This window comes from Salinimonas sediminis (assembly GCF_003429285.1).
Taxonomy (GTDB): Bacteria; Pseudomonadota; Gammaproteobacteria; order Enterobacterales; family Alteromonadaceae; genus Alteromonas; species Alteromonas indica.
In genome coordinates, this window is sequence record NZ_CP031769.1 from 1,218,938 (window position 1) to 1,240,813 (window position 21,876).

A 21,876-nucleotide genomic window follows, 5' to 3' on the forward strand; every position below is an offset into this window, starting at 1 on the left:
AAACGGGTACTGAAGAATTACTGAGAAGAGTAAGGCAGATAGCCTATAAAATGCGAGTGTAAGACAAGTTGGCTCCCCCTCCCCGACTCGAACGGGGGACCTGCGGATTAACAGTCCGTCGCTCTAACCAACTGAGCTAAGGGGGAACACAAGTCTTAAACGGTGAAAAGTTGGCTCCCCCTCCCCGACTCGAACGGGGGACCTGCGGATTAACAGTCCGTCGCTCTAACCAACTGAGCTAAGGGGGAACAGCTTTTCAACGGAGGCGAATATTAAAGACCAACCTCTTGCCTGTCAACTAACTTAATAAAAAAAATTACCGATTGCTCAAAAAGTAACTTTTTTAGCGGTTTTAGTTCAAAATTGACTCAACCACCAGAAAATCATGCTTAATTTTTAAACGATAAAGCTAACGTATGATAGTCCTTTATTTTTTTTAACTGGTTTAAACAGTGAAAATAACAAAATGTATCCTTATAACCAAACGATGACTGTGGATAATAAAATACTATTAAAGAATGCTGGAATACTGTTATTATGTACAGTGTTTAATAAATGTGTAACCACTCTATGTAGGGTAAAAGGTTAGTCTTCACTTACCTAAAGGACGCAGGAATGGGAAATAAATCCCGCCAATACTGGTCTTTAGACAGTTATCCACTAAAACTGTGGATAACTATGTTGATAGACCGCCTGAATAACCGAGTAATCGCCGATCCACGCTTTGTCAATATTTAGTTGGGAAAATGGGATCTGAAAATTGGTTTTTTAAAATCAATAAGATACGCAAATAATATTGATCCTGGGAAAGATCGTCTTTTGATCTGTTGGACAATCTTTAGCTTGTGTGTTAATTCACCGCGCAATCTGTATACAACACGCAACTTTGCGGATTAAAGCGAGAATTTTTACATAAAGTTTACGTGTACGGTATAGTCAATAAGGTCATCTGCCATCACAAATTGAGCTTAACGCCGCGTTAAGCTGTGTCATTTGTTTGTCACTTCACTGTCATTTTTATGACTACTGAATAAGATTCCTTTCATTTACAAAAAATTGTGTTTTTATAACCAAATGTCGTTTGGAGCAAGGCTAAGTGAAATTATTACGACTTTCGCATGAGCGCCAGGAGGGGACCATGCTATTACGTGCAGCCAATCAAGGTAAAAATAAAAGTTTTAGTTTAAATGGCAGTTAAAAATAGGGCGCTTGCCGAATAGCGGTTTCAAACTTGTAATGAGTAGGGTGTAATAATGCCAGTTTTTCCAAACCTGAGAGCAAAGTGAATAAAGCTGCCGTACGTGTTCGAAATACCAACCTGACCCAGGGACCTATTGCCGAAACCTTACGCCGGATGACCATACCGATGATAGTAGGCATGGTGATGATGATGAGCTTCGGGCTAGTCGACACCCTGTTTGTGAGTATGCTGGGGACCGAACAGCTTGCAGCGATCAGTTTTACGTTTCCGGTGACGTTTACGGTAATCAGTCTAAATATAGGATTAGGGATAGGTACATCAGCCATTATTGGTAAATTGCAGGGGGCAGGCGCGGTTAATGATTCCAAACTGTATGCTACCGGCTCACTGATGTTATCGGTATTACTGGTGGGTTCTCTGGCGGCCCTGGGCTATGCCCTGATAGATCCTATTTTTCACTATTTAAATGCCAGCGATGCCTTGATGCCCTATATTCGTGACTATATGTCTGTGTGGTACTTATCAAGCGTATTTTTAAGCTTACCCATGGTGGGCAATAGTGTGCTGCGAGCCTGCGGCGATACCCGTACGCCCAGTATTATTATGGCGGGTGGTGGCGCGCTGAATGCGGCAATGGATCCTATTTTTATTTTCGGCTGGGGGCCCATCCCTGCGATGGGGATCCAGGGCGCGGCCGTGGCCACCTTTATTGCGTGGATATTCGGCGCGGCCTGGATAATCTGGTTACTGGCGGTGCGCCGTGAGTTAATGATTCCACGGTTGCTTAACCTTGCGGAATTTAAGCGTAGCGCCCGCGAAGTCATGCGAATTGGTCTGCCCGCCGCCGGGGCCAACATGTTAACGCCCATCGCCGGGGCGGTAATGACTGCGGTGGTAGCCACCTATGGTGCTGAAGCAGTAGCGGCCTGGGGCGTGGGTAATCGGCTCGAATCTATTGCCAGTATTGTAGTGTTGGCGCTATCAATGACGCTGCCACCCATTATCAGTCAAAATGTTGGGGCCAATTTATACGATCGGGTTGAGCAGGCGTATGCTGTAGCGCTTAAATTTATCCTTATTTGGCAAGTGGTGGTGTTTGCCGCCTTGTGGGCGGCTTCACATTGGATAGCGCAGGCCTTTGCGAATGAACAGGAAGTGGCCAAACTCATCAAACTGTTCTTGGCGGTGGTGCCATTAGGTTACGGCATGCAGGGGGTGATTATTTTAACTAACTCATCGCTTAATGCTATGCATCAGCCTATGACGGCATTGGTGCTCAGTATCATCCGTCTGTTTGTTTTGTTCGTACCAGTTTCTTACATAGGCAGTATACTGTTTGATTTGCCTGGTTTGTTCTGGGGAAATGTAGTGGCAAATGTGCTTATGGCCGCTGCTTCGTATCTGACCTTCAAGCATATGCTCAAAAAACACCGAAACACTTTGTAACGCGTTACGCGGGGGAATGTTTATACCATGAGTCGAGGTTTCGAATTAGTCTCAAAATACCAGCCATCCGGCGATCAGCCCAAAGCCATTGCCTCGTTAATTGATGGGCTGGATAGCGGACTCGTGGCGCAGACGCTGCTGGGAGTTACCGGATCTGGTAAAACCTTTACCATGGCAAATGTTATCGCCTCGGTACAACGGCCAACCTTGATTCTGGCTCACAACAAGACGCTGGCTGCCCAGTTATATGGCGAAATGAAGGAATTTTTCCCTAATAATGCGGTGGAATACTTTGTATCTTACTACGATTACTACCAGCCCGAGGCATATGTTCCGAGTACCGATACCTTTATTGAAAAGGATTCGTCGATTAATGAACATATAGAGCAAATGCGCTTATCGGCGACCAAAGCGCTGATGGAGCGACGAGATGTAGTTATCGTCGCCAGTGTATCGGCTATATACGGGCTGGGCGATCCTGAATCTTATATGAAAATGCTGTTGCATTTGCGTAAAGGCGACACGATGGACCAGCGAGATATATTGCGCCGGTTAGCTGAGTTGCAGTACAGCCGTAACGACATTGCTTTTGAGCGAGGCAACTTCCGGGTGCGTGGCGATGTCATCGATATTTTTCCTGCCGATTCTGAGAAACAGGCGGTACGGGTAGAATTATTTGACGATGAGATTGATAACATTAGCTTATTCGACCCGCTTACTGGCGAGGTGGAAAAACGCGTAGTGCGGGCCACGGTGTTTCCTAAAACTCACTATGTCACCCCCCGTGAAAAAATTCTTGATGCCATTGAAAAAATCAAAGAAGAACTGAAAGATCGCAAAGATCAGCTAAAAAGCGTCAACAAGTTACTCGAAGAACAGCGGATTTCTCAGCGCACGCAATTTGATGTGGAAATGATGCTGGAGTTAGGCTATTGCTCAGGTATCGAGAACTACTCGCGTTATCTGTCGGGCCGCGCGCCGGGCGAGCCGCCGCCAACCCTACTGGACTATTTTCCAGCCGATGGACTGATGTTTATTGATGAGTCTCACGTTACGGTGTCTCAAGTTGGCGCAATGTACAAGGGCGATCGATCGCGCAAAGAAACGTTAGTTGAATATGGTTTCCGGTTGCCTTCAGCGTTAGACAACCGGCCCTTGAAATTTGATGAGTTTGAGCAAATTTGCCCACAGACAGTATACGTTTCAGCTACGCCAGGTAACTATGAGCTACAAAAATGCGATAACGATATTGTCGAGCAGGTAGTTCGTCCCACGGGCTTGCTGGATCCGGAAATTGAGGTTCGCCCGGTCGCCACGCAGGTGGATGATGTATTATCCGAAATCCATAAACGGGTTGAAGTAGATGAGCGGGTGCTTATTACTACACTGACCAAGCGTATGGCAGAAGATTTAAGTGAATACCTCAACGAACACGGCGTGAAAGTGCGTTATCTGCATTCAGATATCGATACGGTAGAACGGATGGAAATTATCCGCGATTTGCGGTTGGGTAAATTCGATGTATTGGTCGGCATAAACCTATTACGTGAAGGTCTGGATATGCCGGAAGTTTCGCTGGTGGCGATTCTTGATGCAGATAAAGAAGGCTTCTTGCGTGCCGAGCGCTCTTTGATACAGACTATCGGACGTGCCGCGCGCCATCTAAACGGCAGAGCTATTTTGTATGGCGACACGATTACTAAATCAATGCAAAAAGCCATTGATGAAACCAACCGGCGCCGGGAAAAGCAAGAAGCGTACAATCTGGAGCATGGCGTAACCCCGCAAAGCCTGAACAAACCTATTACCGATATTATGGATCTTGGTGATAGTAAAAACAGCGATCCGGGCAGGGTACGTTTACGCAAAATGGGAGATAAGAAAAAAGGTCAGGATACGATCAATCCTACCGATCTTATGGCCCGTATAGCGGAATTAGAAAAACAGATGTTTGAGTCGGCCCGCGAGCTGGAATTTGAAAAAGCGGCCTCGATACGCGATGAGGTGGAAACCTTACGTAAACAGGTAGTAGCATTATCTTAGTAGCCTACTAAAAAATGCGCAGAACAGTATCGGCCGTAATACTTAAGTTTTGCGTGTTTTTTCTGGATTGGGGTAATGAATTAATCAAACTGCAAAGATCCCGTTGTAATCCCGCTAAGGGTTGCCTATTATGGCATTTAGAGTATCTATAACTATACCTAAAACGGTGCGTTCATGTTGAATCGATTACAAGAGTCGGACATTAAACTCTTACGTGTATTTTACGCAGTAGCTAGCTGTAATGGCTTTACCGCAGCAGAGCCGGTTTTGCGCATGCAGCGGCCTAATATCAGTGCTGCCATTAAGAAGCTTGAAGAGCGCCTTGATTTGGTACTGTGCCACCGCGGACGCGGCGGTTTTCAGATGACCAAAGAAGGCGAAGTCGTCTTTCAGGAAACCAAACGTATTTTTAATGCGTTCGATAACTTCGTGTTTAATCTGAAATCGCTGCATGACGACTATTCGGGCCACATCACCTTGGTACTGATGTCGGGTTTGCCACTGTCTATTCACCTGGCGGTGAGTAAAGCGGTAAAAAGTACCATGAAGAAATTCGATGACATTCACGTCAATATACAAACGCGGCTGTACAACGAAGTTGAGCATGTAGCGTTATCCGGCGAATGCCATTTGGTTATCTCCACCTACGACATGGTAAAACCTGAATCCGTAACTTTTCACCCAATCGGGGTGAAGTGTAAGGGCCGTTTGTATTGTTCGCCTACCCATACGTTGGCGCGTTACCGGGATACCGAACTGCCTGATGAGATAAAAATTGAAGATTATCCGGCTATTGGTTTGTCAGGATTGTCTTCAGCCAATTATATTGAAGATGATCACCGCTTAGCTATACAAACATTTTCAGACTCCTACGACGCGGCGATGTCGGCAGTTATGACAGGTGAATACATTGGCTTGTTGCCGGATTTTATGGCCAAAGAGCAAGGCGCAAGCTTGGGCTTGGTTCCTATCGCTAATGGTAGCCTGTTCAATTTTGAACATGAATTATTTGTGATGAACGGAAAGAACACCCGGCTTAATCCTGTTCTACGACACTGTATTAAAGAATTGTCTTACTTTATTGCAGAAAGCCAGAAGTAACAAAGGTATGGCCCCTATTAGTGATGGGGCCAGGCTTCCAAAGCAGCGTATTTGCGCTACGGTAACGCGGGGCGCAGTGCTATGGTTAAGGGCGTGCTACCCTTCATATTCCAACGGATCCTTCACCTTATTTTCGGCAAAAGCTTCCAGTCGCTCCTGGCAGGCGCCACATTGCCCACAGGCCTTTTCGCGGCCGTTATAGCAGGTCCAGGTTTGGCGATAATCCAGGCCCATTTTCAGACCATCGGTTAGAATCGCAATTTTACTTTCGTGCAGATACGGCGTAACAATTTCCACCGGTGTATAATTAGCGATGTGACATACCTGGTTCATTTTTTCTACAAACTCTGGGCGGCAATCAGGATAAATAGCATGATCGCCAGAATGTGCCCCGTAGTACACTTTGGTCGCGTCGAGAGATACCGCATAGCCTACTGCCAGTGACAGTAAAATCATGTTGCGGTTAGGTACCACCGTAGTTTGCATGCTGGGCTCTTCATAGTGGCCTTCAGGAACATCGATGTCACTGGTTAACGCTGATCCACCAACAATACTATTAATCGCTGAAATATCGACAATTTTATGTGGAACGTTTAGTTGCTTACACACACTGGCCGCATAATCGAGTTCCTTTTTATGGCGCTGGCCATAGTCGAAAGATAGTGCATAGGGCTGTTTGCCCTGAGCCAGCGCTTTGTGCAACACGGTGTATGAGTCCATACCACCGGAATAGATAACAACAACATTTTCAGTCATGGAAAATTTATCCTCAAATAATGCCCGCAACTTTGTCCGAATCTTGGTAAAATTCCACTCAGACTATGCAGTAAGGGGCTTGATTTGACCACACAACAGTTAAGCATTAACGAAGTATTTGAAACTATCCAGGGGGAAGGGTTTCATACTGGTGTTCCGGCTATATTTCTTCGCCTGCAGGGCTGCCCGGTAGGTTGCCCGTGGTGTGATACCAAGCATACCTGGACCCTGGACGATGCTTTTTTAACTACCGCAGAGGCGGTGGTAGAAAAACCACAGGAAAGTGAAGCCTATTTTGATGCAGACGAAAATGCTGTGCTGGCCTTGTTTGAACAGCTAAAGTATACCGCGAAACATGTTGTCATTACAGGCGGCGAGCCATGTATGTATGATTTGATTCCGCTAACCCGTTTGTTACATCAACATGGCTATTCCACCCAAATTGAAACCAGCGGTACTTATGAGGTGAAATGTGATGACGACACATGGGTTACGGTCTCACCGAAAGTTGATATGAAAGGGGGGATGCCGGTACTCACCAGCGCATTACAACGGGCGAATGAAATTAAACATCCGGTGGCAATGGAGCGCCATGTTGAAGAGCTTGATGCCTTGCTGGCGCGGTTGGGTGGTCAGTTACCTGCCCATATTTGCCTGCAACCTATTTCGCAGCAGCAACGTGCCACCGATTTGGTTATCAAAACATGTATTGAACGCAATTGGCGACTGTCGTTACAAACTCACAAATATATTGGTATTGAATAATAGTCGGGAAGGGAAGGGTATGTATCTGGGACGTAAGTTGACAACGGTTTTGGCAGGCGTGTTATTAATGTCGCTCAGCGGTGTGCATGTGAGTGCCGCTACCTGGACGATTACGTACCCACGGCCCCTGACTGATAACGATCTGCGCGCTGAATATCCGATTGCTTTACTTACCTTGGCACTGGAAAAAACCGGGGTTAAGTACACTTTATTACCCTCTGAGCGGATTTTGCTGCAAGGTAAGGCGTTACGGCAGCTAAAAGAGAATCGCGAAGTTAATGTGGTTTGGAGTATGACCGATGCCCAGCGCGAGAAAGAGCTGTTGCCAATTCGTATTCCCATTGCCAAAGGGCTAATAGGCTGGCGGGTTTTTCTTACGACGAAAAGCCAATTGGCCAGTTTTCGAGCCATTGATAGTAAACAGGCATTGTTGAGTAAAACGCCCGTACAGGGTGAAGAGTGGCCCGATACCAAGATATTACAAGCTAATGGGTTCAACGTATTTACCGTACCGGAATACCCTCAGGCGTTTAATATATTGGAAACCGGCCGCGCCAGCTTTTTTCCCCGGTCGGTCATTGAAATTCAAAACGAACTGGACAGCGGAGAGTTAAGCGCCGATATAGTGGTAGAGCCGAGATTAAGCCTGTACTACCCCACGGCAATGTATTTCTTTGTTAACCGTGGCAATGTTACCTTAGCCAGATTAATTGAAACAGGACTCCAACGGGCCATTGAAGACGGGTCATTTGATGCGCTGTTTAACTCTACTTACCAGGAAACGCTTAAAAATCTGGAATTACCCTCACGCACGGTATTTGAATTAGATAACCCGGCGATGCCCCAACATACACCGTTAGAAGATAGCCGATTGTGGTACAAACCCGCGAGTGTTAAATAGCTTAAGTCTGATGGTGTGAGTTAGTTGTCAGGCCCTAGATAAAAAACCTAGAGGTGAAGAATCGACCGTCGCTACGGTCATGCTGTGCGCAATGTCAGCAGGCTTTGGGGGGGACCTTTTTTGCGCGCCTATACCCTGACAGGCCATCACATAGCATAGCCCCTGGAAACAGCAAACGTGTTTTACCGACCGGCGGTATGGGTTGTAAATATTTATTTTTATTTTAAAAAAAAGGGTGGTCATAGGACCACCCTTTTTCTATTATTTTATTAACTGTTTAGGCTCTTTTCACCGTAAAACGGCGACGTAAACCTATCAGAGCCAACGATAATAAGCCCAATACTGAAAGCGAACCACCGCCTCCAGAATCGCCACCGCTGGTAGTACCGCCGCCGCTATCACCACCAGTGTCGCCGCCGCTATCACCACCGCTGTCGCCGCCGCTATCACCACCCGAGTCGCCGCCGCTATCGCCACCCGAGTCGCCGCCGCTATCACCACCAGCGTCACCGCCGCTGTCGCCACCTGAACCGGTATCGTCAGAAGCTACAAAACCTACGTTTTTATAGAGATAGTCGCTGCCGAAGCCCACTTTAAGCATTACTATCTGACTGTCTTTACCATCGAACAAATCTGCCGGGGCCGTCACAGTTACCGTCGATTCACCATTTGCCGATGCAACGTCAAATTCAGGCGTCCAGTCCGTAAAGCCTTCGGTTAGCACAGTAACAGAAACATCTTCAGCCGCGACGGTTTCCGTCACCGTCACCGCAACGTCACCGCCATTGCTGGTAGCCTTACCTACTAACTTTTCGCTATACGCACGTGGTACGGCATTAAACAAGCCGCGCATATCTAAGTGCAATGAATAGGTGTCGGTGGTACCGGCCAAATTCACATACATAGTAACCAATTGCGGCTGTAGCTCGGTAGCGTTAAGCGAAGCAATCCACTCCAAAGCGTTCCGATAATCACTATCAATATCAATAGTGAGGGTACGGTTGTTGCCAGAACCGGTAACCGTTGCCGTTAAGAATTTACGGATGTCGGCTGCCGCACTTGTATCGTCATAGGGCACATTGGTGTACTGAACATTGACCAATTTAGCAATATACAGATCCAGGTCAGCGTTGTTGACGTTAGCATCAGTTACATAAATTGGCACCGATGTAGATGCGCCTGGTACCGTTGAAACGTTGATATTATCCACATGAATCTGTGAATTACCGCGGTACTCTTGCATCGCCCGAATAATAGGTAGCGTATTGTCGTCAAACTGAACCCAGTTAATAACAATAAGACAACCATCTGTGTCCGGGTCTATCGACGCACTTGATGCTGTTGTATTGCCGTCAAACGGCACATTACTGTTCACGGTATAGGCGTCAATATCAGCCCGATACAAATTACAGTTATAGCTGGAATTGAAAATATCTTGTTCAATGTTGCCCGGTAACGGGGTCCAGCTCAATGTGACACTTGAATCGCTTATTTGCAAAGACGAGTCGCTTTTCAGGTTCGTCGAATTTGCCAGTATCGGCCCAGCTTTACGTAAAAACTGTGCGTTATCAGCGGTATCACTACCACTGTTTACACCAATCGTGACGCCTTCTGCAGTTTTGGACGGATCAGAAAACAGAGCCACACGTGTAGCGTCCTGATCATTGTCCGATGCCATCAAGGTGGCGACCACGCCATCTTCAACAAATGCATAAGGCAGCGCGCCGGCCACAACTTGTTCCAGTGAACTTCGTTCGTGGTTCAGGCCAAGGTTATGACCAAAAGCATGGGCCAGACTTGAGCTGCTAAAGGGCTTATAACGAAGGTGAGAATCTTTTGAGAAATATAAAAACTGACCTACACGGGATTCATCACTGTCGGTCACTACCAGCGAGTTCGCCCGACTAAATGTACCATCGTCAAAATCACTTAAATGTACCGTGTTAATAAAATCTGATTCGCCCGCGCCGTACTCAGATTTGGCCATAACATCGTCATCACCAAAGAAATCCCCGTCGTCATCTTCAATAAGATAAAAGTTAGTGGGGCTTAGTGAAAAAGAGGTTACGCCAGCCTCGACAAGCGCGTTGTTAAATACTTCCACATCCTGAGCTAATATAGCTAAGGGGCTGGTGTCAGTATCAGTATCGGCAGCAGTGGCTTCTGCTTCCACAAAGGATGCAGCCGAAATAAAGAACGTTGCACCGGTCGCATCTGTCGACTCAAAGCCATCTTCGGCATTGACACTGATGCTGTTAGCGGCTTGCGGACGCATGGAAACCCATGCCGGTGAGGCCGTAGTAGAAGCCACCATTGGGGTGACAGGCTCCGCGCCGGTCGCATGCAATTTATATTGCGTTAAGGTGGCAGAATTGCTGCTCACACTTAAGGTTTTTTGCACACCATTATCAAACAGTGTGGCATTAATTGTGTCGTTTTGTTGCCTTACCCACAACCTGTTACTGTTGCTGGTAGACGCATAGATGTAGGTGGTACCGAACCGGTCTGTTTTGCTGTTTTCAAATTGATAGGCTGTATCGTTAACAACAATGTCTGACTGATAGTTCAGCGCATTTTCCAGACTGCCGGCATCTACAGTATTAACTGTTTCGCTCTTGGTGCTGTAATCAGCATGTTCTGCGGCAAATCCGTTTTGAGCAAAAGCCATTGCGATGGCTAATGATAGTGTCGCCTGTTTAAGCATACTTTTCCTTTAAAATTGCCATCGATAAATCAGTAGCAACCCTTTTTTATTAATCTCGCGGTTTATATAGCACTTTGGTTCGCTCGGATCAGTCTCAACCTACAAAAATGGTATGGCTAATTGAAAAATATATGTTTTCTGTATGTTAAAAAAAAGCCCGCGGAATGCGAGCTTTTAGAATACCATAATCGCATTAATGCGAATACGGACACTTGATATCAACTTAGGGTCATTTGTTCGCGTTAGCGTGCACACCTTTCATCGACCGGCCAGACGGGTCAGCATTGTTTTTGAAGCTCTCGTCCCATTCCAGTGCTTCGGCGGTGCTACAGGCAATTGACTTACCTCCAGGTACACAGCGGGCGGCACTTTCCTGCGGAAAATAGCTTTCGAAAACGGTACGGTAGAAATAACCTTCTTTGGTATCTGGGGTATTCACCGGGAACCTGAATTCTGCCGTAGCCATTTGTTTATCGGAAACTTCTGTTTGAACATACTCGCGCAGAGAATCAATCCAGGAATAGCCTACGCCATCTCCAAACTGTTCTTTTTGGCGCCACAGCACTTCTTCTGGCAGGGTACTGCCATCATCGAAGGCTTTACGTAAAATCCATTTTTCCATTTTTCCATCGCCGCACATTTTATCTTTAGGATTCAACCGCATAGCGACATCGAGGAATTCTTTATCAAGGAATGGAACGCGTGCTTCCACGCCCCAGGCACAGGTGGCTTTATTGGCGCGGGCGCAGTCGAACATATGTAAGCGCTCAAGTTTTCTTACCGTTTCTTCATGAAATTCTTTGGCATTAGGGGCTTTGTGGAAATACAAATAACCACCAAAAATCTCATCGGCGCCCTCACCTGAAAGTACCATCTTAATACCCATTGCCTTTATCTGACGGCTCATCAGATACATAGGGGTAGCAGCCCGAATGGTGGTCACGTCATACGTTTCCAGCTTGTAAATGACATCCCGTAGCGCGTCCAGACCTTCCTGAATGGTAAAGTTTACCTCATGGTGCACCGTACCAATCATTTCCGCTACCTTTCTTGCAGCTACCAAATCAGGCGCGCCTTCCAGGCCCACTGCAAAGCTATGCAAACGAGGCCACCAGGCCTCAGTCTGATCTTCATCTTCAACACGCTTTGCAACATACTTTGCCGCTACTGCCGACACTAACGAAGAATCCAGTCCGCCAGAGAGCAATACAGCGTAAGGCACATCAGACATCAGATGTGACTTTACCGATTTTTCAAATGCGGCTTTCAAATCATCAAGGTTGGTTTCATTGTCTTTTACGTTATCAAAGCTCATCCAATCCCGCTGATAGTATTTAGTGAGCTTGCCATCTTTGCTCCATAAATAATGTCCAGGGGGGAATTCGCTAATGGTTTTACATACTGGTGCGAGGGCCTTCATCTCTGATGCAACATAGAAGTTGCCATGTTCATCGTAGCCGGTATACAAGGGAATAATTCCCATGTGGTCGCGGGCAATCAGGTAGGCGTCCTGCTCATCGTCATACAATACAAAGGCAAACATACCTTGCAGCTTATCGATAAACTCCAGGCCCTGTTGCTTAAATAACGGCAAAATAACTTCGCAATCTGAACGTGTTTTAAACGTATAAGGTGTATCGAGGTTTGCCGCCAGTTGCTTGTGATTGTAGATTTCGCCATTCACTGCCAGGATCTGTTGATTATCCTGGCTAATAAGCGGTTGTGCACCGGTGTCTACATCAACGATGGACAAACGCTCATGGCACAGGATGGTATTGTCATTATTCCAGACGCCAGACCAGTCAGGGCCGCGATGACGCAGCAGTTTTGCAAGATCCAGCGCTTGGGTTCTGAGTTCAGACGCATCGGTCTTAATATCCAGGATACCGAAAATACCACACATAAAACGGGTTCTCTCTTATCACAAGTTGAAATTAGGATTTATTTTTTCTGTCGGCTTTTAAAAAGCTAGAAGGCGGAGGGACGTATTATTATGAGTATGTTGCTACCGCGTGCTATTGAATGTGCCAGCCTGTGAGAAAATTGCAAGAAGATTCTCGGCATAAGTCATATTAATTGGCTAATTAACGCCGCCGTTGCATCCTGGGTTCAGGCTATTAACAAAACAACGCGCCACCCGGGTGGGCGGGGCGTTGTATTTGGTAAAAATGCACTATTTTACGCGCGACCAAAACGCGCGTATCCACGTGCCTTACTGGGCGCGCTGGAATTCACTTTGTTCCCGCCATTGTGGCCATTTGTCGGTGTTGGCTACCTGGGCACCGACATCAAACAGGAGCTGAGTATCTTGTGCAATACCGCTTAAATCCCAGTCATCACGGAACTCGTCGCACACCTGATGATAGCAGCCGGTCACAATCACATTCATGCGCTTACGGTATTTCGCCGTGGTTTCATCATAAGGTTCAGCACCGCCTTCAGCATACAACGCCGGCACGCCTTGTTTGGCGAAGCTAAAATGATCTGAGCGATAGTAAGATCCCGCTTCAGGGCGTTCTTCACCGGTTAAATAACGGCCCTGACGTTCAGCCGCTACTTTAAGGTAGTCTTCCAGTTCAGATTTTCCCTGGCCTACCACCGCCACATCTTTGGTTTTACCCAGTACATTCATGGCGTCCATATTGATATTGGCAACGGTGTTTTCAATAGCAATAACCGGATGGTCGGCATAGTACTTTGACCCCAACAGTCCTTGTTCCTCAGCGGTAACCACCAAGAAACTGACCGAGCGGGCCGGGCGGGGGGATAACTTGCTAAATGCTTCGGCCATGACCAGACTGGCCGCAGCGCCGGTGGCGTTATCATGAGCACCGTTATAGATGTTGTCGCCTTTTAAACTGTCATCTTTGCCCAGATGATCCCAGTGAGCGGTGTAAATAACATGCTCATCGGGCTCTTCACTGCCTGGCAAGGTGGCAATAACATTATAACTTTTCGACTTTTTAAATGTATTGTTTACAGTAACCGAAGCGGACAAATCCAGCGCCTGATGATACGGCCCCTTCAGCGCCTTTGCTTTTTGTTCTGCATAATCCAGCCCGGCGTCAGCAAACACTTTACTCGCGGCATCTCGAGTTAACCAACCTTCTACAGCTACCCGGCTAGCGCCCGCATCATTGCTAACCAGCCCATATTGCGGTCCGCTCCAGCTATTGGCGACCACTGACCAAGGGTAAGAGGCTGGGGCGGTTTCATGAACTATTAATGCACCCGCAGCACCCTGACGGCTGGCTTCCTCGTATTTGTAACTCCAGCGACCATAGTAAGTCATGGTTTTGCCCTGAAATTTATCGCCATCAGGGTTTTCAAATCCGGGGTCATTAACCAGTATAACTACGGTTTTTCCTTTTACATCCAGCCCTTCATAGTCATTCCAATCATACTCAGGAGCGTTCACGCCATAGCCTACAAACACCAGCTCTGATTCATTCAGCGATACCTTGTTTTGCTCTCGCTTAGAGGAAGCTACCATATCTTCTTTATAGCGAAAGGTATTACTGCCGATAGTCATTTGCATATCAGGATTAGCGGTAATTTCCATCAGATCAACTTGTTGTAGAAAGCTTCCCTTGTTACCCGGCTCAAACCCGGCCGCTTTGAAAGATGACACCAAAAAGTCGAGGGTTTTCTTTTCCCCTTCGGTGGTGGGAAGACGTCCTTCAAATGCATCTGAAGCCAGTGTTTTCAAGGGAGCTTCAATTTTGTCTGCATCGATGGCCGCGTAGACTTCATCAAAGTTTGAAGGTGCTGTTTGCGTCTGGTCTGTCGCCGTGGAAGCGGGATTCTGGCTATCAGAACAGCCATTCAGACCGATCAGGGCCGGTACCAGCGCGGATAAGAGAATTCTTTTCATTGTTAGTCTCTGTTTGTCTACAATAGCGCCCCAGTATAGAGAAACAATAACAGCGAACCAATAGCCATTTATGAATTCAAGTCAGCTACACTGGCAACCTGAGCAATTGCGTCACGTTGCCGCTGCGCCCGTCACTGCAACATTAGATTTGCTTGGTTTACTACCCAGCACTCGCTTCCCTGACGCTGAGGTATTAAATCACCTTGCCCAGCATCACAGACCGGGCGATTGGCAGGGACCTGCGTTTAAAGATCAGGGCGGTTATGCGACTAGTGAAACCCGCTATTACGAACAGATCATCGCACAGGATAAGACCATCCCTACTCGCGAACAAAGTTGGCACGATTTGTTTAACGCCTGTATATGGCTACAATTTCCCCTTACAAAGCGGTACCTGAATACTTTGCACATGCAGGACATCACCGCTCATGGGGTACATCCGCGTACCGCGCGGCGTAATCACATAACCCATTTTGACGAATGTGGTGTGGTACTAGCTGTGCCCGCGGGGCAGGTAGGGCAGGCGAATAACCTGTTAAACTTACTGGCCACTCACCAATGGGCACCAGCTTTTGCCGAAAATAGGCAAGCGTGGCAGAACACGCTGTTGCCTTTTGTTTTCGGGCACGCCAACCTGGAAATGATGTTACAGCCATTTGTAGGAATAACCGGCAAGTGGCTGGCGGTAGTGGTGGAAGATGATTTTGCTGGCTTACCGCCTTGGCAGCAGCGACAGCAATTAGATCAGGCATTACTCGCCCGTATTCAGCAGTTAGATAACTTCAAGCCGGCCCGCCTCATGCCCCCGCTGCCGTTATTAGGGGTACCTGGCTGGTACCCACTGCAAGACGCCGCTTTTTATGCCAACCAGGATTACTTTCGGCCATTGCCCCCGGGTAAAGGGCAGACCATACAGCTACCTTTAGGCAAATAATGGCGGTGCTACGGTTTTACCCCAGAATATTAATAAGGCTCCACACCCCATAAATAATAATATACGGCGCGGCGGCAATAATTAGCGCCTTTTTTGCACTATAACTGGTCCACTGGGTGATACCTACGGTGGTCAGATAAATTGTCCAAATCGTGATAAGCGAGACTGAGCCGGCAATACTTATCCAATCGGAAGCGGGTGAAACATCCAGTAAATAAGCCAACGACAGCGGTTGCATGATATTCGGACTGATTTGCGCCGAACTGGCGAGGGCGATGAGAATAGCCGACACCAGCGAAGACAGCAGTAGCGGCATACTGGTCCACCAGGTAAAACCATACCAGTCGGTGTATCCCTGTACATTTTGCTCATCAGCTTTGGTGGCAAGGTGAAGATAGAGCGCCACCAATAGTTGAAATATCGGTAAGCCGATTAACGGCCCAACCAGTGACATTATCACATACATTTCCCGCTGTTGATTCTGGCGAAATTGGTCTATTTCAGCCGGGCTGACGTCGCCTAACCCGGCGGTCAGTAAGTCTACATACCAGCTAAAGTCGACCGAAGAAAAATAAAGATAGCCGGGCAGGGTGGTAGCCAGCACAACCAGAATAAAGGGCACCCACGACCAGTTATTTTTATTGGTGAGGGTATAAAATACGCCGTTCGGCCGGAAAAATACTTCGTTACAAGCCTGAATCGGATTCGCGACAGTGTGCATCCAATGCTCCTTTTTCGTGGTTCGTCACTGTTAAGTGGTGTAAAGCATACCTTTTTTTGTTTGCTTGTGTACTGTACCTGACACACTTTGTAGCAAATCTTTACCGTGCTGTAATTTGAATAAATTAAGATAGACTACTGAAAAGTGTATAAGGGAGTATCCGATATAATGATAGAAATCACCCATCTGGCAAAAAAATTTGCAGTGGAAAACCCGAAAAAGCTCAGCGAGCAAGAACGTAAAGATCCCCGTTTACAAGGTAAGTATTTTCACTCGGTAAAAAATGTCTCGCTCACGTGTAAAAGCGGTGAAGTATTAGGTCTGCTAGGACCCAACGGGGCCGGCAAAACCACCACTTTACGGATGCTTTCTACGGCATTGAAGCCAGATAGTGGAGATATAAAGATTGCTGGCAAAAGCGTGGTTAAAACGCCATTAATTGCCCGCCGCAGTATAGGTTTCTTATCAGGCGCTACTGGCCTTTATGGGCGCTTAACCGGCCGTGAGAATATTGCCTATTTTGGTCAACTGCATGGAATGAGCGCCTCTGCTATTAAGCAAAGAATCTCAGCCTTGTCGTCATTATTGGAACTCGACACATTTTTAGACCGAAAATGTGATAACTATTCTACCGGCATGAAACAAAAAACAGCGATTGCCCGTGCGGTAGTCCATAGCCCTGAGCTGGTGGTATTGGACGAACCGACTACTGGCTTGGATATTATGGCGGCGCAAACTGTGCTGGCATTTATCGAAGGACTCAAACAACAAGGAATCCCCGTTATTTTTTCCACTCATCATCTGGATGAAGTTGCCCAACTATGTGACCGGGTATCGGTTATTCATCATGGCCAAACCGAATTTGACGATACGTTAACGCGTTTTAAAGCGCTTGCCCCTGGCTCGCTTCATCAAGCGTTTATGGCAGTGATCGCGACAGGAGATGCATAATGTGGATGGTTTTTATTAAAGAAATGAAAGAAGTGGTCAGAGACCGAAAAACCATGTTTTTCATGATTCTGTTACCCCTGTTAATCTTCCCGCTAATTATCGGGGCAGTAGCGTATTTTTCTACTAAAGCAGCGCAGGATGCCCAAAGTAAAACTCTGACCTATGCCATTGTTAATGCTGAAGCCGCCCCACACATAGATGCCGCGTTGGCCAAAGCTGATGGTTTCAAGCGGTTGAGTTTACCGGCCAATACCAGTATCGACAGCTGGGTGAAATCAGACGGCGCTGATTTTGTCTTAGCGGTGCCACCTGACTACGATGCAGACCCATTGCAGGCAGGTAATAATAACCTGGAGCTTTATTATAACGGGGCAGGATTTAATGCTATTGAAGCCAGACTAAATACACTTATAGACCCTATTGCTAAGGCAAACCAGCGCGCTGCCTTTGATAGGCTTGAGATTACCCCGGCGCAGCAGTCGGCTATTATGGCTCCTATTGTTATCAAAGATATTAATGTGGCTGATGAACGCGAGAATATCGGCGAGGTGCTGGGCGGTCTGGTGGCGTATGTCATATTTATTTTATGTCTGCAAGGGGCCATGATACCCGCCGCTGATTTAGGCGCTGGCGAGAAAGAACGGGGGACGCTGGAAACCTTGTTAATCTCACCTATTGATCGCCATAAAATCGTCTTGGGAAAATTTTTAACTATCGCTACCGCCGGCGTCACCACCGCGTTGATTAGTGTATTGAGTATGGCCGTGTGGGGGATCTTGGTGGGCCAAAGCATGGCAATTGAAGTGGTAACAAATTTTATGGGCGCTATCGGGCTGATAGACTTTCTGCTGATATTTTTAATGTTGATTCCGGTGGTGGCAATTTTTGCTGCCGTATTGCTCAGTTTATCGATTTATGCCAAAACATTTAAAGAAGCCCAGAGCTATATGGGGCCATTGGTGATGGTTATTATTGTGCCTATTGTTATGGCGACCCTTCCCGGTATTGAACTAAAAGGGATCTGGGCGTGGGTGCCGTTAACCAACGTCGCATTGGCTATGAAAGAGTTGATCAAAGGGACCATGGATTACTATCAGCTAATAGGTATCTTTGGCTCTACCGCCGTAATCGGCGGCGGCTTACTAGTGTTTTGCGTACACTGGTTTAATAAAGAAAAGGTGCTGTTTCGCTAACATGTAAATGGCTGGCACCCTTATTCCAGCCAAAAGTAAGCCTCGCTAAGCACGTGCTTTAATGGGTCGACCTATAAAAAAAGGGGCGTTCGTCAGAATGCCCCTTTTGGTTAGGTTTAGGTTTTTCTATAGGTAATACCAGTTAAGGGTAAGTAGCACGATTGTGGAATAGGTAATAGAGATTGGAATTCCAAATTTCACAAAGTGACTAAACCGATAATTGGTCGCACTGAACACTAATAGATTGGTCTGGTAACCGTAGGGCGAGATAAAACTGGCGCTAGCAGCAAAGGCCACGGCCAGAGCAAACGGCATTAACGGAGCACCAATGATGCCCACCAGCCCATAGGCAAATGGAAACATAAGCGCCGCTGCCGCATTATTCGTGACAAACTCGGTGAGTACCAGTGTCGACAAATAAACTACAATCAGGGCAACAAACCAGTCAGCGTCAGCCAGATAAGGTATGAGCTGCTCGGTACTTTTACTAATAACGCCGGAGTTTTCCAGCCCCGTAGCCAGGCTTAATGCTCCCACAATAACCACAATCAAGTTTAATGGCATATTGCGTTTAATTTCACCTTGGGATGTCACCTGTGAGCCAATCAAAATGGCAGCAAAGAACAACAGCCCCATTGCCAGCGACAAAATTTCTGAAGCCGATAAGGCGACTACCGTTAAGAAACCCCCAACCGTTATCCATTCCTGAAGATTGCTTAGCGGGCGCGAAATTTTCTGTTCGGAAAGCACAAAGAAATTTTTAGTCAGATTTTGTCTGGATTGAAAATCAGGCCCTGCCGCCAGCAGCAGGAAGTCACCTGCCTGCAGTTTTATTTCACCTAATTTTCCAGATAGCTGTTCTCCATCTCGTCGAATAGCCACCACCGCTGCATCAAATAATGCGCGGAACCCCAACGCTTTAATGGACTGGCCAATAATTTGTGCGCGGTTAGAAATAATGACTTCGGTAAGGTTTTCGCGCAATATGCCGTCGGCTTCGGCAAATGTTGTTAACCCCTTAATATGACTTAAGTTGTCTAGCTTTTGCACGTTACCGGAGAAAATTAATTTATCTGCGTCCATGATCACCAAATCAGGTGAGACAGGCGAGATAAGCTGACCATCCCGAATAACCTCAATCAGGAATAGTTCAGGCAGATTACGCAGGTGGTTTTCTTCCACCGTTTTACCAATAAGTTCAGAGTCAGACTCTACTTCGGCTTCTACCGTATAGGAATGGTAGTCACTTTTTTTATTGGCAATAGAAGGTAAAAGTGGGCTAAGGAAAAACATCAATACGCCGCACGCTAACCCCGCCGTGAGACCGAATATGGTAAAGTCCCAAAAGGCAAATCCCGGATGCCCATGTTCCTGCAAAAAGCTATCTACAATCAGGTTGGTCGAGGTACCAATTAAGGTCACTGTGCCACCTAAAATAGCCGCATAGGATAGGGGAATCAGCAGCCGTGAAGCCGGATGATATTGGTTTTGTTTCACCGGGCCAATCAAACTCGCCACAATAGCGGTATTGTTTAGAAGGGCCGAGGAGAAAAACGTCAGACCAAATAAACGCCAATAACTCGCGGTAAAACTGGCGGTAACCAGTTTTCTGCCTAAACGTTTGATCAGCGCGGTTTTATCAATGGCACTGCTTACCAGTAGTAGCAGTATCAGTGTGATCAACCCCTTGTTGGTCAGATTTTGTAAAATATCGTCGAAGCTAACTTGCTGTGTAACGAGTAGCCCCAGCATAGCCAGGGCAAAAATCGTTGCAGGTTGTCGATTGGTAAATATCAACGCAAAAATAGTGCTGAAGAAAGCCCCCAGCACTATAACCTGATTAACATCCATAAATTTTTAGGACCTGAACTTACAGCTTGCTGATATCAAGTGCATTCCAGTGTGGGAAATGCTTGCGAACCAGCTCGTTAAATTCCAGCTCGAAGGCAGAAAAATCAGGGGTCTGATGTTTCTTGTCGTCTGCCAGCTCGTCTATAATCATCCCTGCGCCTACCGTACCATTGGTCATGCGATCAATGACCACGAACGAGCCAGTACCAGGATTACGATCATAACCGTCACAGATAACCGGCTGGGTGAACTTAAGATCAACCACACCAATTTCATTCAGGTTAAGGTGCGCTGCGCCTTTATGCTCTAGTGAGTTCACATCAATCTGATATTCAACCTGCGCCACAGCACCGGTGGTCATCTTGGTAGCAAACTTAAAGCTATACTGTTTGTTTGGCATCATAGGCTCTTCAGCCATCCAGACCAGGTGCGCTTTAAACTGGCTTGATAACATGGGTAAATTGTCTGATTTTACAATCATATCGCCACGTGAAATATCAATTTCATCTTCCAGGGTCAGGGTTACCGCTTGCGGGGTATAAGCACGATCCTGTTCGCCTTCAAAGGTCACAATAGACTTCACCTTTGAGGTTTTCATCGAAGGCAGGGCGGTAACTTCATCGCCTGGCTTAACCTGGCCAGATACTACGGTGCCTGCAAAACCCCGAAAATCAAGGTTAGGACGGTTTACATATTGTACCGGGAAGCGGAAATCATCAACATTAACGTATTTACCCACTTCAATTGATTCAAGCAACTCCATCAAAGGCGTGCCCTTGAACCAAGGCGTATGCTCGCTACGGTTAACAATGTTATCACCATCTAACGCTGAGATAGGGATAAAGCGAATATCAGGAATATTCAGATCCGCAGCAAAATCCAGGTACTGTTGTTTGATTTCTTCATACTTTTCTTCGCTGTAATCAATCAAGTCCATCTTATTGATGGCCACGATTACATGCTTGATACCCAGCAAACTGGCTAGAAACGAGTGACGTTTGGTTTGCGTCTTCACGCCTGCACGGGCATCAACCATCAATATCGCCAGGTCGCAGGTAGACGCGCCCGTCACCATGTTACGGGTGTACTGCTCGTGTCCCGGCGTGTCAGCGATAATGAATTTACGCTTGTCAGTAGAGAAGTAACGGTAAGCCACATCAATGGTAATACCTTGCTCACGCTCAGACTGCAAACCATCAACCAATAGTGCCAGGTCAATTTTTTCGCCCGTGGTACCCATTTTTTTGCTGTCTTTGGTTACCGCGGCTAACTGATCTTCATAAATCATTTTTGAATCATGTAACAAGCGACCAATCAGGGTGCTTTTACCGTCATCTACGCTACCGCAGGTTAAAAAACGTAACAGATCTTTCTTTTCATGCTGTTCCAGATACGCCAGAACGTCTTCTTTCAATAAACTGCTTTCACTATTCAT

Annotated in this window: 16 protein-coding genes and 2 tRNA genes; 9 read left to right on the plus strand and 9 right to left on the minus strand. The window is 46.7% G+C overall.

The window, feature by feature from the left end; genetic code table 11:
• Positions 1–69 precede the first annotated feature (69 nt).
• Positions 70–146: transfer RNA gene (locus D0Y50_RS05505), tRNA-Asn, on the minus strand.
• Between the two features lie 25 nt (positions 147–171).
• Positions 172–248, minus strand: a tRNA-Asn gene (locus D0Y50_RS05510).
• A gap of 367 nt (positions 249–615) precedes the next feature.
• On the opposite strand from D0Y50_RS05510, the gene D0Y50_RS19875 reads away from it, so the two are divergent.
• From D0Y50_RS19875 to D0Y50_RS05525, 4 genes are all read left to right on the plus strand, one after another.
• A complete protein-coding gene (locus D0Y50_RS19875; protein WP_269748311.1) occupies positions 616–738 on the plus strand; it encodes a hypothetical protein in 123 nt (40 codons plus the stop codon).
• A gap of 544 nt (positions 739–1,282) precedes the next feature.
• Positions 1,283–2,647, plus strand: coding sequence for an MATE family efflux transporter (locus D0Y50_RS05515; RefSeq protein ID WP_408640677.1), 1,365 nt, complete (start codon positions 1,283–1,285; stop codon positions 2,645–2,647).
• A gap of 27 nt (positions 2,648–2,674) precedes the next feature.
• On the plus strand, positions 2,675–4,690 hold the full coding sequence (uvrB, locus tag D0Y50_RS05520; RefSeq protein WP_108566499.1) for an excinuclease ABC subunit UvrB: 2,016 nt from the start codon (positions 2,675–2,677) through the stop codon (positions 4,688–4,690).
• A gap of 174 nt (positions 4,691–4,864) precedes the next feature.
• Entirely contained in the window at positions 4,865–5,791 is a 927-nt protein-coding gene (locus D0Y50_RS05525) for a LysR family transcriptional regulator (RefSeq protein ID WP_108566500.1), read from the plus strand.
• A gap of 96 nt (positions 5,792–5,887) precedes the next feature.
• Here the strand turns inward: D0Y50_RS05525 and queC are convergent, their stop codons facing one another.
• Positions 5,888–6,547, minus strand: a complete 660-nt coding sequence (gene queC / locus D0Y50_RS05530; protein WP_108566501.1) for a 7-cyano-7-deazaguanine synthase QueC — start codon at positions 6,545–6,547, stop codon at positions 5,888–5,890.
• 84 nt (positions 6,548–6,631) lie between these two features.
• Here queC and queE point away from each other — a divergent pair, with 84 nt between their 5' ends.
• Both queE and D0Y50_RS05540 read left to right on the plus strand, forming a co-directional pair.
• Positions 6,632–7,312, plus strand: a complete 681-nt coding sequence (gene queE, locus D0Y50_RS05535) for a 7-carboxy-7-deazaguanine synthase QueE (protein WP_117315890.1) — start codon at positions 6,632–6,634, stop codon at positions 7,310–7,312.
• A gap of 67 nt (positions 7,313–7,379) precedes the next feature.
• Complete coding sequence (locus D0Y50_RS05540; protein ID WP_108566503.1) at positions 7,380–8,213, plus strand: type 2 periplasmic-binding domain-containing protein; 834 nt, start codon at positions 7,380–7,382, stop codon at positions 8,211–8,213.
• Positions 8,214–8,490: 277 nt separating this feature from the next.
• Here the strand turns inward: D0Y50_RS05540 and D0Y50_RS05545 are convergent, their stop codons facing one another.
• The 3 genes from D0Y50_RS05545 to D0Y50_RS05555 form a co-directional block, all read right to left on the minus strand.
• Positions 8,491–10,917, minus strand: a complete 2,427-nt coding sequence (locus D0Y50_RS05545; protein ID WP_108566504.1) for a hypothetical protein — start codon at positions 10,915–10,917, stop codon at positions 8,491–8,493.
• Positions 10,918–11,146: 229 nt separating this feature from the next.
• The gene (gene asnB / locus D0Y50_RS05550; RefSeq protein ID WP_117315892.1) at positions 11,147–12,820 is read right to left on the minus strand and encodes an asparagine synthase B; all 1,674 of its coding nucleotides are present in this window, start codon (positions 12,818–12,820) and stop codon (positions 11,147–11,149) included.
• Between the two features lie 309 nt (positions 12,821–13,129).
• Positions 13,130–14,791, minus strand: a complete 1,662-nt coding sequence (locus tag D0Y50_RS05555; RefSeq protein WP_117315894.1) for a M28 family metallopeptidase — start codon at positions 14,789–14,791, stop codon at positions 13,130–13,132.
• 70 nt (positions 14,792–14,861) lie between these two features.
• On the opposite strand from D0Y50_RS05555, the gene D0Y50_RS05560 reads away from it, so the two are divergent.
• Positions 14,862–15,725, plus strand: a complete 864-nt coding sequence (locus D0Y50_RS05560; protein WP_117315896.1) for a DUF3025 domain-containing protein — start codon at positions 14,862–14,864, stop codon at positions 15,723–15,725.
• 16 nt (positions 15,726–15,741) lie between these two features.
• Here the strand turns inward: D0Y50_RS05560 and D0Y50_RS05565 are convergent, their stop codons facing one another.
• Positions 15,742–16,446: a YIP1 family protein gene (locus tag D0Y50_RS05565; protein WP_108566508.1), complete on the minus strand. Its 705-nt coding sequence runs from the start codon at positions 16,444–16,446 to the stop codon at positions 15,742–15,744.
• Positions 16,447–16,614: 168 nt separating this feature from the next.
• On the opposite strand from D0Y50_RS05565, the gene D0Y50_RS05570 reads away from it, so the two are divergent.
• Together D0Y50_RS05570 and D0Y50_RS05575 are read left to right on the plus strand one after the other, a co-directional pair.
• Positions 16,615–17,397, plus strand: a complete 783-nt coding sequence (locus tag D0Y50_RS05570; protein WP_108566509.1) for an ABC transporter ATP-binding protein — start codon at positions 16,615–16,617, stop codon at positions 17,395–17,397.
• A complete protein-coding gene (locus tag D0Y50_RS05575) occupies positions 17,397–18,590 on the plus strand; it encodes an ABC transporter permease (RefSeq protein WP_117315898.1) in 1,194 nt (397 codons plus the stop codon). Before D0Y50_RS05570 ends, D0Y50_RS05575 begins: the two co-directional genes overlap by 1 nt.
• Before the next feature lie 126 nt (positions 18,591–18,716).
• On the opposite strand, the gene D0Y50_RS05580 is transcribed toward D0Y50_RS05575, so the two are convergent.
• Both D0Y50_RS05580 and cysN read right to left on the minus strand, forming a co-directional pair.
• Positions 18,717–20,441, minus strand: a complete 1,725-nt coding sequence (locus D0Y50_RS05580) for an SLC13 family permease (protein WP_108566511.1) — start codon at positions 20,439–20,441, stop codon at positions 18,717–18,719.
• Positions 20,442–20,460: 19 nt separating this feature from the next.
• Positions 20,461–21,876 (minus strand): sulfate adenylyltransferase subunit CysN, encoded by a 1,416-nt coding sequence (gene cysN / locus D0Y50_RS05585; RefSeq protein WP_117315900.1) that lies wholly within the window; start codon positions 21,874–21,876, stop codon positions 20,461–20,463.